This is a genomic window from Desulfurivibrio alkaliphilus AHT 2, from assembly GCF_000092205.1.
Classification (GTDB): domain Bacteria; phylum Desulfobacterota; class Desulfobulbia; order Desulfobulbales; family Desulfurivibrionaceae; genus Desulfurivibrio; species Desulfurivibrio alkaliphilus.
The window spans coordinates 2,549,908-2,563,994 of the sequence record NC_014216.1 but is presented as its reverse complement, the minus strand read 5'-3'; the positions used below and the strand labels follow the sequence as shown (position 1 = coordinate 2,563,994).

11 protein-coding genes and 1 pseudogene are annotated in these 14,087 nt (G+C 57.2%); 8 read left to right on the top strand and 4 right to left on the bottom strand.

Going from position 1 to position 14,087, the window contains the following annotated elements:
• Positions 1 to 124 precede the first annotated feature (124 nt).
• The 5 genes and pseudogenes from acs to DAAHT2_RS15415 all read left to right on the top strand — a co-directional run.
• Positions 125 to 2,119, top strand: coding sequence for an acetate--CoA ligase (gene acs / locus DAAHT2_RS11155; protein WP_013164377.1), 1,995 nt, complete (start codon positions 125 to 127; stop codon positions 2,117 to 2,119).
• Positions 2,120 to 2,127: 8 nt separating this feature from the next.
• Entirely contained in the window at positions 2,128 to 3,819 is a 1,692-nt protein-coding gene (locus tag DAAHT2_RS11150; protein WP_013164376.1) for an FG-GAP-like repeat-containing protein, read from the top strand.
• Positions 3,820 to 4,124: 305 nt separating this feature from the next.
• Positions 4,125 to 4,628 (top strand): hypothetical protein, encoded by a 504-nt coding sequence (locus DAAHT2_RS11145; RefSeq protein ID WP_013164375.1) that lies wholly within the window; start codon positions 4,125 to 4,127, stop codon positions 4,626 to 4,628.
• 274 nt (positions 4,629 to 4,902) lie between these two features.
• Positions 4,903 to 5,901, top strand: a complete 999-nt coding sequence (locus DAAHT2_RS11140) for a site-specific integrase (RefSeq protein ID WP_013164374.1) — start codon at positions 4,903 to 4,905, stop codon at positions 5,899 to 5,901.
• A gap of 189 nt (positions 5,902 to 6,090) precedes the next feature.
• A pseudogene (locus DAAHT2_RS15415) lies at positions 6,091 to 6,204 on the top strand (DNA-binding protein); the annotation flags it as partial.
• A gap of 5 nt (positions 6,205 to 6,209) precedes the next feature.
• Here DAAHT2_RS15415 and DAAHT2_RS11135 read toward each other — a convergent pair.
• The 3 genes from DAAHT2_RS11135 to DAAHT2_RS11120 form a co-directional block, all read right to left on the bottom strand.
• Entirely contained in the window at positions 6,210 to 7,775 is a 1,566-nt protein-coding gene (locus tag DAAHT2_RS11135) for an ATP-dependent nuclease (RefSeq protein ID WP_013164373.1), read from the bottom strand.
• Positions 7,776 to 8,015: 240 nt separating this feature from the next.
• Entirely contained in the window at positions 8,016 to 8,288 is a 273-nt protein-coding gene (locus DAAHT2_RS15375) for an HNH endonuclease (protein ID WP_049824410.1), read from the bottom strand.
• A 295-nt stretch (positions 8,289 to 8,583) separates the two neighbouring features.
• Complete coding sequence (locus DAAHT2_RS11120; RefSeq protein WP_013164372.1) at positions 8,584 to 9,945, bottom strand: transposase; 1,362 nt, start codon at positions 9,943 to 9,945, stop codon at positions 8,584 to 8,586.
• A 273-nt stretch (positions 9,946 to 10,218) separates the two neighbouring features.
• On the opposite strand from DAAHT2_RS11120, the gene DAAHT2_RS14720 reads away from it, so the two are divergent.
• The 3 genes from DAAHT2_RS14720 (at position 10,219) to istB (ending at position 13,039) form a co-directional block, all read left to right on the top strand.
• The gene (locus tag DAAHT2_RS14720) at positions 10,219 to 10,506 is read left to right on the top strand and encodes a hypothetical protein (protein WP_013164371.1); all 288 of its coding nucleotides are present in this window, start codon (positions 10,219 to 10,221) and stop codon (positions 10,504 to 10,506) included.
• Positions 10,507 to 10,729: 223 nt separating this feature from the next.
• Entirely contained in the window at positions 10,730 to 12,238 is a 1,509-nt protein-coding gene (gene istA, locus DAAHT2_RS11110; RefSeq protein WP_041718761.1) for an IS21 family transposase, read from the top strand.
• Positions 12,239 to 12,253: 15 nt separating this feature from the next.
• On the top strand, positions 12,254 to 13,039 hold the full coding sequence (gene istB / locus DAAHT2_RS11105) for an IS21-like element helper ATPase IstB (RefSeq protein ID WP_013162572.1): 786 nt from the start codon (positions 12,254 to 12,256) through the stop codon (positions 13,037 to 13,039).
• 374 nt (positions 13,040 to 13,413) lie between these two features.
• On the opposite strand, the gene DAAHT2_RS11100 is transcribed toward istB, so the two are convergent.
• Positions 13,414 to 14,013 (bottom strand): hypothetical protein, encoded by a 600-nt coding sequence (locus tag DAAHT2_RS11100; protein WP_013164370.1) that lies wholly within the window; start codon positions 14,011 to 14,013, stop codon positions 13,414 to 13,416.
• Positions 14,014 to 14,087 lie beyond the last annotated feature (74 nt).

The following is a 14,087-nucleotide window of genomic DNA, read 5'->3' as shown; positions in this document are numbered from 1 at the left end:
CTGCGGGAGTGCTCTGCTTTAAAGTGCGCGGTGCTTATATGGGTTTTTAAACGGCGGAGGGAAACTTGGTAGTGGTTCCGGCATAACCTCAACAGTTCCCATCAACCCGAGGAGAGTGACGATCATGAGTGGAGAAGACAGCAAGATTGAAAGCATGATGCAGGAAAAACGGCTCTTTGCACCGCCGCCTGCCCCCGCCGATACGGTTTCCGCCAAAAGCATGGCCGAATATGAAGAGTGGTACCGCCAGTCCATGGACGACCCGGAAGGGTTCTGGGCTCAACGGGCCGAAGAGCTGATCCAGTGGGACAAGAAATGGGACCAGGTCCTGGAAGCGGACATGGTCAAGCCGGAGGTAAAATGGTTCAAGGGCGGTAAGCTCAACGTCTCGGTCAACTGCCTGGACCGGCATCTGGCCAACGGTCGCCGCAACAAGGCGGCTTTGATCTGGCAGGGCGAGCCTGAAGAAGACGTGCGGGTTTACACCTACCAGATGCTGCATACCGAGGTCTGCCGGATGGCCAACGTGCTGAAGAAAATGGGCGTGGGCAAGGGCGACCGGGTGGCGGTTTACCTGCCCATGGTGCCTGAGTTGGCCATTATTCTGCTGGCCTGTACCCGCATCGGCGCCATCCACAGTGTGGTTTTTGCCGGCTTTTCCGCCGCCAGCCTCAAAAGCCGGATGCAGGACTGCGAGGCCAAGGTGCTGGTCACCGCCGATGCCGTACTGCGGGCCGGCAAGACCATCCCCTTAAAGCCCAACGCCGACGAGGCCCTGGCCGAATGCCCCAGTGTCCAGAACTGCGTGGTGGTCAAGCGGGGCGGCAACGAGATCAACATGCAGCAAGGGCGTGATACCTGGTGGCACGAAGCCATCACCGCCGACGGCATCACCGCCGACTGCCCGCCCGAGAGCATGGACGCCGAAGACACCATGCTGATCCTCTACACCTCGGGCTCCACCGGCAAACCCAAAGGGGTGGTGCACACCACCGGCGGCTACCTGACTTACGCCGCCCAAACCTGCCGCTGGGTGTTTGACCTCAAAGATGACGATGTCTACTGGTGTACCGCCGATATCGGCTGGATTACCGGGCACAGCTACATCCTCTACGGGCCGCTGGCCCTGGGCGCCACCTCGGTGATGTTCGAAGGGGTGCCGAGCTGGCCCAAGCCCGATCGCTTCTGGCAGATCTGCGACAAGTTCAAGGTCAATATTTTCTATACCGCCCCCACCGTGATCCGCTCGCTGATGCGGGAGGGCACCGACTGGCCCAACAAGCATGACCTTTCTTCGCTGCGACTGCTGGGCTCGGTGGGCGAGCCCATCAACCCCGAAGCCTGGATGTGGTACCACGAGCATATCGGCAAGAGCAGGCTGCCGGTGGTGGACACCTGGTGGCAGACCGAAACCGGCGGTATTATGATTTCGGCCATGCCCTATGCCACTCCCCTTAAGCCCGGCTCGGCCACCAAGCCCCTGCCCGGTATCGATGCTGCCGTGCTGCGGGAAGACGGCAGCGAGGCGGCGGCCAACGAAGGCGGCCACTTGGTCATCCGCCGGCCCTGGCCCGGTATGCTGCGCGGAGTGTTCGGCGACCCGGAGCGTTACAAGAAGACCTACTTTTCGCGCTATGAAGGGATCTACGACCCGGAAGACGGCTCCCGCAAGGACGAGGACGGCTACTTCTGGATCATGGGCCGCCTGGATGACGTGATCAACGTCTCCGGCCACCGCATGGGTACCGCCGAGATCGAATCGGCCCTGGTGGCCCATAAGGACGTGGCTGAAGCGGCGGTGGTAGGTGCCCCCCACGAGGTTAAGGGCCAGACCATTTACGCCTATGTTTCTCTGAAGAGCGGCGTTAACCCCAGCGACGAGCTGCGGGCCGCCCTGCGCACCCATGTCCGCAAAGAGATCGGACCCATCGCCACCCCGGAGTTCATCCAGTTTGCCGACGGCCTGCCTAAAACCAGAAGCGGCAAAATCATGCGCCGGATTTTGCGCAAGATCGCCGCCGGCCAAACCGAAGAGCACGATTTCGGCGATACCTCCACCCTGGCCGATCCTTCGGTGGTGGATACCCTGGTGGCCGGCAGCAAGGAGTTTATAAAATAAAAAATATTATGAAACGTCCTTTGCTGTTTTTTTTGCTGCTGTTGTTTGCCCTGCTGCCCCTGGCCGCCGCCACCGCGGCCGGCCAGGAGCAGCAACCACCCCGCATCGGCCTGTTGCCCCTGGAACTGATTGCCCCCCAGGAGGCCGGTTACCTGCAGGAAGGGGTGCGAACCATGCTGGGCAGCCGTTTGGCGGCCGGAGGCCGGGCGGTGCTGGTGGATCGTGGCCGGCTGGGGCGCGAGTTGGCAGCCCTGGAGCAGCCGCCCGCCGCCGGCGAAGAGTTTGCCGCCCTAGGCCGGCAACTGGAGGCCGACTACCTGGTGGGCGGGGTGCTTACCGCCGTGGGTGGCGGGCTCAGCCTGGATATCACGGTTTACCAGGTACACCGCGAGGGTGAAAGCCACAGCTTCTTCGCCTCCGCCGCCTCGGAAGACGAGGTGATCCCCAGGGTAGATGAGCTGGCCCGGGAAATCCGGGAGGCTTTCTGGGCCGCCGACCCTTCGCCGGCAAGAGTAGCGCCCATCCCCGACTCCGAGCAGCCCTCTTACATTACCCCGCACCCCCAGCGGCAGCTTTACGAAACCACTCCTGCCCGGCCCAGCTCTTCTTTGATCCGGCCGACAGCGGCTGAGCGCCTGCGGGGCGACAGCAAAAGCCATGATATTTCCTTGGATCTGCAGGCCATGGAGGCGGCGGACCTAACCGGCGACGGCGAGATGGAATTTATTATGGCCGCCCGCAACCGGGTGGAAATTTACCGGCGGGACCGGGATCGTTTTGTCCGCCTGGCCACCATCAACACCCTCAGCCGCTATCCCATCCACTACCTTTCCGCCGCTGATCTCAACAATAACGGGCGGGCGGAGATTTATGTAAGCGCCGCCGACCACAGCCGCCCCAACTCCCTGATTCTGGAGTGGGACGGCGAAAAGTTTATCCGCACCCACGACAACCTGCCCTGGTATCTCCGGGCCATGGAGCTGCCCGGCGAAGGCCTGACCCTGGTGGGCCAGCAGGCCAGTGGCGGCCGTTTTATGGCAGCCGGCCTCTACCGGCTGCACCCCGCCGACGATGGCCGCCTGGTGGAAGAAGGTCGCCTGAGCCTGCCGGCGCGACTGAATCTTTTTGATTTTACCTATGCCGATATCACCGGCAACGGCAGCCAGGAGATCATCGCCATCACTCAGGGCGAGCGCCTGGAAGTGCTGGGCCCCGGCGGCGCCCGACTCTGGCGCAGCAGCCTCCACTACGGCGGCACCACCCGGCACCTGGGCACACTGGGAGGGCCGGACAGTGGCCCCGCCCCCCACGAAATCGACGAAGCCATCCATTATGTACCATCCCGCATTGTCGTGCGTGACGTCACCCAGGACGGCCGCCACGATGTGATTGTCAGCCAAAACCACCCCTCAATCTCCCGGTCGGTGGGTCTCCTGCGCTCTTATGCCAGCGGCGAAGTCCACGCCTTGCGCTGGGACGGCGCCGGCCTGCGCGAGATCTGGAAGACCCACCAAATTGAGGGTTATATCGCCGATATCCAGCTTAGTCCCGACCTGGAAGCCCTGGACGAAGAAGGCAACCGCCTGCGCGGGGCCGAGCTTTACGTCGGGGTAGCCAGCAGAGCCGGTCTTGGCATCGTTTCCAGCACCACCAGCGCCATCCACGTCTACCCGGTGGAATACCTGCCCATCGACGACTAAAATTCTTTGTTTGACACTAAAAAAACACTAAAAAGGGTTAGCCAGGGCATTTTGCCCCGACTAACCCTTTTTTTATTTCACTAGCGCACTCGGCCAGAGGAGTTTGTTAATCATCTGCCAAAAAACAAATGCCGCTCTGGATGAATTTAAAAAATTGGCATCTGCATACCCGATACCCATCATTGCCCCCATAGATATTTCCAACTAGACACACCATATTTTTTCCAGCAATATGCGCAAACAGAGCGTTGTTACCCCAAAGTGGCGTTAAGCTGAAAATTTCAGACCAGCCCCTAAGGCGAGCCATGGAAATTCACCAAACCCGCCGTTTTGCCAAACTGTTAAGCAACCTGCCCAGACTGGGCAAAAATGAACGGGTGGCGGCGGCCCGGGCCGGCCGGATCATTGCCGACCTGCAGATCAACCCGGTGCACCAGGAAGCAGAATGCAAGCGCACCAGGCATGGTGAGTTGCGGGTGCAGGATTGCCGCAAGTACGACCTTTCCTGCGGCTTTCGGCTGATTGCCCTAAAAAGGGAGGGGAGACTGATCTTCGTTTTCATTGGTACCCACGACGACTGCCAGCGCTGGATAGAAAACAACCGCGACGAGCTGGACGAACTGGAATCGGCACCGATCCCACCTCTAGATCACGAAAGCGATCCCGCCGAAGACGAGGCCTCGATAAAGGCCATGAATGAGGCGATGGAAGAAGTCTTGCAGGAAGTAGACGAATATGAAGAGCGGTTGCAGGCTAAAATCGACGAATCCATACTGCGCCATGTTTTTGCCGGGCTTGTAAGAAAATAATCCCGGGCGCCAGTGGGCTTTACCATACTGCCCCCACCCGGGCCGGGCCTTACCCAGCGAAAACACCCTCCCCCTTTTACCTGCTGGGACAATTTGAGGACAACCGATTTTCCTTTGTGTTTTCTGGCGCGCCCGGCAGGATTCGAACCTGCGACCTACGGCTTAGAAGGCTGAATAAATAGCCGCCAACTATTTGTTTTATTGACTTAATAAAAATACCATGTATTTTTTGGTGACGCTCTTGGGACACTAAGCCGCTGGGAGGGACACCGACATGGCAACTTTTGAGAAGCGTGGACAATACCAAATCAGGGCCAAGGTTCGCAAGCACGGCTACCGGACCATCACCAAGACCTTCAACAACGTGGCCGACGCCAAGGCCTGGGCCCGCCAGGTTGAGGCGGCCATGGACCGTGGTGCCTATATCCCGGTGGCGGCGGCCGAAAAAAACACCCTCCGGATGGTTTTGGAGCGTTACCGGAAAGAAATTTGCCCCCGCCTGGCCCGGGCCGGCCGGGATGAATTCGCCCGGCTCAACCGCTTAACCGAAGCCCTGGGCGATCTCTCCTTGGCCGCATTGCAGCCCGCCGAAGTGGCCAGATACCGCGATCAACGGCTTAAAGCCGGCGCCGCCCCGCAAACGGTCAAGCATGACCTGGGCTTGCTTAACCGCGTTCTCAAGGCCTGCGTAATGGATTGGGGCATCCCCCTCCCCCACGGCATTGTTACCGCTCAGGTTCGCAAACCATCACCGCCAAGCGGACGGGATCGCCGACTGGAAAGTCGTGAAGAGGAAAAGCTGCTGGCGGCCGCTCAGGCCTCAAAAAGCCGGGAGATCGAAAAGATCATCACCATAGCCTTGGAGACCGCCGCCAGACGTGCGGAAATAGCCTCCATGCGGTGGGAGCATATCAACTTGGACAAACGGATCTGGTTTATCCCTGCTGCCGCCACCAAAACCAAGACGGCCCGTACCGTCCCGCTTTCAACCGGGGCGATGGCAGTATTGCAAGGCCTTCCCCGGCGGATTGACGGCCAGGTGTGGTCATTCAGCCACCCCGATGGGATAACCCAGGCCTTCGATCGGATATGCAAGCGGGCCGAAATCGAGGATCTCCGTTTTCACGATCTGCGCCACGAAGCCACCAGCCGGTTGTTTGAAAAAGGCCTGAACATGATGGAAGTGGCGGCGATCACCGGCCACAAAGACTTGAAAATGCTGAAACGGTACACCCACCTAAAGGCCGAGGACCTGGTGGCCCGGCTGGGTTGATATTTATTAATTTTTGTCCGCACAGCAATTACATTCAAACAACTTTCGACCCTACCAAGAACGCCGCATTATCAGCTTGCGCAAAGCCAACGCCATAGAGGTGAAACAGTATGCCAGTCAAATCTAAGTCCGGCCGGGTTTTCAAGATACCCACATGATGAGACGGTGATCAAGATGATCTAGGATGATCTGGCTTTTGCGGAAGCCTACCTTCACTCCGCTTTTGCCGAGCTGGACGAAGAAGGCGGCGAGGCGGGCTTTCTCCTGGCCCTCCGTCACTTGGTGGAGGCAAAGGGTGGAATGATGGGTTAGCCAGCATCGTCCAGAGCTTTCGTGAGGTGGGAAATGAGCGGTTCAAATTCCTGCTTAAACACGCCTGTGACAATCATAGCGACAGATTGCAAACACATGTCTCGTTCGATTCCAAGCTGCTTCGCTATTTCGTAGAACTCTTTATGCTTCCCAGCTTGAAGGCCATACTCAAGAACGTCCTCAAGTGTATCGACGTCACACGATACGGCCGCTGCGAGCGCAGGGATACACTCGGTTGCACGTTGAACAAGCCATGCTTCTGGCCATGCATCTCCCGGCAAGTAATCTATGTGTGAAGTGAACCACTCGGAAAAATCACCCTTTGGTTTCTCACACATGCTCTTGGCGTGTTCGGAGTTCTCATCTTGTTTGTTACGTTGGTCACCATCAAAGATTGCCAATGTCGGGCGTGCTTCTCCTCGAACATGAATTGCAGCAAGTTGGCGGGCCAAGGCGGTTGCCGATCCGATTACGTTGATTGCGATACGCGAGCGAATTGCGGCAGGCAAAGCAGTTAAGAGGATAGCTTTTGCAACATCGTCCTCAACGAGAAGCTCAACTTCAGCGCTAGGTATTGCAGCAAGCTTAGAAAAAGCAAAGTCTGATGAGATGCCGTCTGTGATTTTCGACTTGCCGTTTACCTTCTCAACAAAAAAACGTGCGTCATAGGGCAGACAGTCAAATATCTCGCGGGAATGGGTTGTGCAAATCACTTGGGTATGTGTCTCATAGCAAACATCCTTGAGGCGCCCAATGAATCGACGTTGAGCTTCTGCGTGAAGCCCCAATTCGATTTCATCCAACACGAGCAAGGAACCTGCGCCGCAAGCGTAGATGGTAGAAAAGATTTCAAACAGTGCGTTTTCACCGGCCCCCATGTTGAAGCCAGAATAGACCGCGCTGCCAACTTGAACGATCGGCAGGCTGTATTTTGAATATTCTAGGCGCCTGAAATTACTGTAGGTACGCCCAAGCACAAACCCGACAGCATCTTTGACTTTATCTTCCCATCCCTTCGGCGCACCATCGCTAAAGACTCTTGAATATGAACGTGACTGACTACGCTCGCTGTGAGGAACGATTCGTTCAATCCCCAAGAAGACTACGTTTTTCCGAACGCGCCCTGAATAGTCATTCCACTTCCCTCCTTTGTTCTTCCGACGACGTTGCATACCAACGCCAACGCCGTCTGGCAATGTTGGACTCTTCTTCCACTTGTTATGCGCGAAGTAGTACTCAATCTCGATCCCCTCTGGGGGAACCTCCTCAGTATGTTGGATAAAGAAATCGGAAAACGTGTAGTACGTGTTCTTACGCTTCGGAAGTTTGAAACCACTCTTTTTGTTGTGGTAAGCACAACAAGCAAGGGCAAGAATAGTAGATTTGCCGGCTCCGTTCTTGCCTGCAATTGCGGTAATTGGGTATTGAAATGTGATGTTCAACGCATCAAGCCCACGGAGCGTGCCCTCCGTAAGTACGATCTGCCGCAACAACAAATGTGCGTGATCGTTCGAAAAACGCTTTCGAAGTTGCTTGTCTTTGTGGCTTTCACGGTATTTCATGACTAGTGCCTAGTGCGGTTAGTGATATCGTTTAATTGTTGCCTGGCTCTCTCCACGGAGACAATGATCGCCGTGGCGCTTTTAGTCCATTTGAAAGGCTTGGCCAACTCCTGGTTATGGTTCTTTATGTAGCGGCGGATTTCGCCCCGCAGCTCTTTGAAACTAGAGAACACACCGCGATGGATAGAGCGTCGCTCCATTTGGCCGCCCCCCTCCACCGTATGCCTGGAGGCGCGGCGTTCACGACGTCGCCTTCAAGGCCTTGTTGGGACGGACCAGTTCTCGCAGTTCCTCGATGGACAACACATCATGTCTCGATCGGTGTATCATCCTGTGACAGTTCGCACACAGCGGCGTCAGGTCTGTCTTGGGATCAACAACCTGTGCCTGGCCATCGGCGGCCAGCGGCTTGTTGTGATGCACCTCGATGAAGCCCTCTCCGCGAACACCATATGTTTCCCCAAAATGGAATCCGCATCCGACACATCTAAGGCCGTGGTACGCGATGGCCATTCTTCTATTGACGGGATCTCTTTCGTACTTCGTTCCATAGAAACCCTTCGCCTCAGTCGTTCCCGATTTGGCCGCCTGCCCAACAACTTGATGCCACTGGCAGCCGGTTTCACATTTTTTCGGTGGTTATTCAGGGCTGATAGCACCCAATCGCCACTGTTATTGGCCGAGCTGGCCGAAATATAGTCGATTTGGCCGTTTTTTGGCAACAGCACTCCGCTGCAGCCGTCGGCAGTGTCCGACAGACGTTCTGATCTTTGACAAAATATTCCCCCGGCCGGGTGGCCGGTGCCGGTCATTCCAACTGCGGCAGGGGTTTGCCCCGGCCGACGATGTGGAGCAGGATCGCCTCCATGGACGGGCAATCCAGCAGTTCAAAACGGTTTCTGATCCCCGACCAGAGTCGCCGTTTACGTTTACGGAAAACCAGCGCCTCCCTGAACAGCGGACAACAGAGCTGCTGAACCTGGTCCACCAGAAAGGCCAGTACCGTGAGGTGAACGAAGACGGCGGAAAGGTGCTTTTGCCCCAGGCCGTAGTTGTGCTCCAGGTTGTAGCCCTGGTTCTTGAGGGTGTTGAAGGTCTCGTTTTCAATCCGCCACCTGGCCCGGCCAGCCCGCATGATCTGGTAGACGTTGGCGGCGGTGATTTCCAGGTCGGTGACCCAACTGAAGCGGATGACCTTGCCCTTGCCGTCAAGCTGCCAGTACTCCAGCAGGTTTACCCGAACCTCCGGATTAGACTTGTTGAGCGCCAGATCGTTAACGAAACGGTAGGTGTGGAGAATATCCGGCTGCTGCTCGTCGGCCCGGGATAACTCCACCGCCTGGCCAGCCCTGAGTGCCTCATCCATCTGTTCGAAGAGATGACCATGATCTCCCGGCTTGGCCCCCAGGATGAAGTGGTGACCATCCTGACGCAGATCCTCGATATGGGGTGCGTTGGAGCTGAGACCATCTTCGATCACCACGCACTTAAGGTGGGGATGCTCCCGCCGGAACTCGGTCAAAAATCGCCGGGCGGCCTTGCGCTCGCAGTCCTGCTTCTTGCTGCCATCCTGCTGGACGATCATCTCCGGACAAAGCGGAATCACTTCCCGCTGCTCGGGATGAACAATGGCCGCCCCCAGCATCTGCTGGTAGTATTCCACCTGCCCGTTGCGCTTGCGCTTCTTCAGGCAGTATGGCGAGCCGACCTTCTCCGAGGAGTAGATGCCGGTGCCGTCCAGGGCCAGCAGATAGTGGCCGTCTAGCCAAGTCATCTTTTCCAGCACCTTGCCTCGTTGAAGCTGGCGGAAGATGCTGCGGAACGGCCGCCGCAGATGCCGGGGGTCCACCTCATCGCAGATGGTTCGCATCTGGCTGTCGCTGGGGATATCGTTTACTTTGTACACTCCGTGCAGGCAGGTGGGGTCTTCCCGCCACTCATCCTCGAAGGCCAGCAGGGAGGGATGCTTGAGGGAGAACATGGCAAAGCCGCTGGTCAGCGCGTCCACCAGGGAGATACTGGCGTTGGCGGCCCGGTGGTCGGCGATCTTGCCGAAATCCTCCCGAATAGTGGTGATGAGGGCGTCGAAGTTCAAGTGCTTGCGCTGGCTGATTTTATCTTGACGACGGCTGGCGAGTTGCTTTTGGCGAATGAGTTGGTGGACATTCATGGCGATCTCCTTGTAGGTTGTTGATTTTCCTACAAAAATCGCATCCACCCTCTCAAGGATTTGTCAAGCTGAAAATCGCCTCCGGCGTAAATTTATCATTTTGTTTTATCGTTGTTATTGCTTATGGCCGTATCCGGCAAACACTACTTGCCAGACGCATCATGCCATGGTTAAAAAGTTTACGAAAGACAGAAAATTGTATAACGTGAAATCAATGAGTTATATTAAGTTGGGAACTGCTGCCTTCGCCTTACCCTCGGTTCGAGGGCCACAATGATCGAGCATCTCGGCATCAATGTCGCCCTGAATGGTGTCCGCGAGAATGAGGTCGACGACGTATTCACTGTCGCCGCGCCTCTCGAAACGCATCAAGGGCGGTGCTCCCGACTGAAGAGCTCCGCGGGAGAAGGCGAGGTGAAAGTCCGGAAACCGGTTCCGTATTGTTCTGTCGAAGTCCGATTTCCAGAACAGTCTGAACCGGGAATGCTGTGCGTCCATTTGGAAATGCGCATAGAAGGTTTTACCGTTGTTAATGATCACCCCTATGGAGCCACTTCGTGATCAGCTAATGGAGCCAGTTAAGGATCAGCTTAATGGAGCCATGGCGTGATCAGCTAATGGAGCCATGGCGTGATCAGCTAATGGAGCCACTTGCGGATCAGCTAATGGCGCCACCCCTTCCCTTAAGTTCATAAACGGGTCCCGGACTTTCTGCGGATCGGCTATATCCCCCTGAAAAACCCATTTTCAGGAGGGATAGCCGATGGCCAACAGGAGGTTCGAGATGTTTCAATACCGTCAAGTTCTTACCCAAATGCGGTCGGTTCAATCCGACCGCCAGATCGCCAAGGCTAAGCTGATGGGCCGCCGCAAGGCCGCGCAGTTACGGGCCTTGGCTCAGCAGCAGGGCTGGCTCGATCCCGCCCAAGAGTTGCCGGATGATGCCGAGCTGGCCAAGGTGCTCGCGCTGCCGGCCCCGGGCGAATCGGCGGTGCCGATGCTGCTGCCGTACCAGGAGCAGCTCAAGACCTGGCAGGCGGCCGGGATCAACGGCACCACCATGTACCAGGCCCTGGTGCGTGAGCATGGCTTTACCGGCAGCTACTCCTCGGTCAGACGTTTTCTTAAGACCCTCAAAGAGGACAACCCTCAAGCCACGGTAATGCTGGACTTTGCTCCCGGCGAAGCGGCCCAGGTGGACTTCGGTTCCGGCCCCAAGCTGCTTGATTCCCAGACCGGCAAGCCGTTTTCCACCTGGGTGTTCGTCATGACCCTGGCCTTCAGCCGGCACCAGTACGCCGAGATCGTCCGCGACCAGAAGGTGGCGACCTGGCTGGGTTGTCACCGCCGGGCCTTCGAGTTCTTCGGCGGGGTGCCGGCCAAGGTGATGATCGACAACCTCAAGGCCGGGATCATCAAGGCCTGCTGGCACGATCCGGCGGTGAACCGTTCCTACGCCGAGTTTGCCGAAGGTTACGGCTTTCTGATCTCGCCCTGCCCGCCGCGCCAACCCCAGATGAAGGGGCGGGTGGAATCCGGCGTCAAATACGTCAAAAACAACTTCCTGCCCTTGCGCGAGTTCCGTAGCTTGGTCGACGCCAATCGTCAGCTTAAGGAGTGGGTGCTGGCAACGGCCGGCAACCGTAGCCACGGCACCACCAAGCAAAAGCCGCTGGTCATGTTCGCCGAGGCGGAGAAGGCTTTTCTTAAACCTTTGCCCGCCGTGGCCCCGGAGTTGGCGGTTTGGGCCGAGCACAAGCTGCACGGCAACTGCCATCTCCAGTTCGACAAAGCCTACTACTCCGCCCCCTTCAAGCTGGTGCACAAAAAGCTGTGGGTCAAGGCGACGGAAACCACCGTCAAGATCTACCACCAGCATCAACAGGTGGCGGTCCATCCCCGCTGTGCCCGACCCGGCCAGAAGGCCACCTGTGTCGACCACCTACCACCGGACGCCGTCGCCTACCTGATGCGCGATCCCCAGTGGTGCCTCAAACAGGCCGGTGAGATCGGTCCCCGCTGCCACCACCTGGTCAAGCGGCTGTTGAGCCACCGGGTGGTTGATCATCTCCGGGCGGCCCAGGGGGTGCTCCGGTTGGCCGGCAAATACGGCCCGGAGCGGCTGGAAGCCGCCTGTCACCGGGCGCTGATCTACGACAGCCCCCAATACATCACGGTCAAAACCATCCTCGGCAAGGGGCTTGACCAACAGCCCCCGGAAACGGAACCGGTGGCGGCCGGCGTGGCCTACCGCGGCCAGGGCCGCTTCCAGCGCCAACAACTTTTTCACTGATAAGGAGGAAGCTTAATGAACCCCATGCCCGAACTGATCCCCATGCTCAAACAGTTGCGACTCTCCGGCATCCTTGATTCCCTGGAAGCCAGAAACCGCCAGGCCATCGAGGAAAAGCTGGCCTACACCGACTTCCTGGCCATGCTGGTACAGGACGAAGTCGCCCGCCGTTCCCAGCGCAAGTTCGCCATGCGTGTCCGCCGGGCCAACTTCCGTAACCACAAAACCCTGGAGGAGTTCGACTTCTCCTTCAACCCCAACATCAACCGCGCCCTGATCATGGACTTGGCCACCTGCCGTTTCCTGGAAGAGGGCGCCAACCTGCTGGTGGTCGGCCCCTGCGGCACCGGCAAGAGCCATATCGCCCAGGCCATCGGCCACTGCGCGGTCAGAATGGGCTACGATGTGCTCTTCACCACCCAGACCAAGATGCTGGGCCAACTCCACGCCGCCCGCGCCACCAACGCCTATGAACGGCGGCTTAACGCCCTGGCCAAGGTCGACCTGCTGATCATTGACGACTTTGGCCTCAAACCCCTGCGTACCCCCCAGGATGAGGATATCCATGATCTGATTGGAGAACGTTACGAGCGCCGTTCCACCATCATCACCAGCAACCTGGATCTCAACGAGTGGGGCGACGCCTTCCCCAATAAACTGCTGGGCTCGGCCACCATCGACCGCATCCGCCACGGCGCTTACTCCCTGCTCTTGGACGGCAAAAGTTTTCGAGCGGCCAGGCCGCTGCCCAAATACCCCAAAAACGAGGTTGCCGAAAACGTTAAAAAAGGCAAAAATTAAAAACCGTCCGGAGCCCCAAAATGGCCACTTGAGGGTGGCTCCATTAGCTGATCATGGGTGGCTCCATTAGGGTGATCATTAACAACCGTCGAAGGCTAGTGTGGCGGGTCGTGGCGTGGCCAAGGCTTCCGCCTCCAGTCCGAAGAACGAGGAGATCTCCCTTGGTATGCCAGTGCCATGATGAAGGAAGGCGGACTTGTCCATTCGCTTGATCGCCACACTTGGCGAAAGCACTTCCCATGAGTAGGAGCAAAAAGGGTACCTCATTATTCTAGTCCCAACGACCTGCCTCAGGGGCGCGGCTTCCGCGAAGCAGGAACCGTGTCCCCTGTAGGCTTTTGTTCGGCACCCGATTGATCTAACTGCCTCATAGTTTATCCCCCAATAGAAACAGGCACTTGAGTCAGGTGATAGATCATGCTCGGCCCGCTGTGATAGGTCCGTGTTATGCTGAAATAGCCGTCAATAGAAAACTGAACGATACCTGTTCCGCCGTATGAGGCGTGAGGCGGACGAATGAAATCAAACTGAAGATAAAATCCCGAGTCGAGACCATCAATCGGGATCACTATTGAAGGATCTTCCCGAAACGATTCAATGCCAAACGAGTTTTCTATCTCATAGCTCAATTCGTTGGATAAACTCATCTCAATGTATGATGCGATTTTTACGGTGCGGCCCAGATTACTCTCTAAGAACTCTACGAACTTTCCATCATCGGGATATGTTATTGAAATATTGTTCCGATACTCTGGTATATCAGGAGTGTCCGGGTCTTGCAGGTAGTGTCCAACAACAAAAGCAAGAATCCCCAAGGCACAAATGCTCCAGACCAGCCACATAAAGAGGGTGAGATGCCTTCTAGATCCCTGAGGAAGCCGTATCTTGCGGAACAGAAGAAGAAAGACGCCTAGTGCAAGGCCACCAATTCCGGCTATTTTACCTGCTTCAGTGACAAATGCCAGTGGATTCATAACGTACTCTCTGCCGAACGCCTGAGTTCAGCGACGTTTGAGGCGATGCCGTTTTTGCGGCAACAAGAATCGGC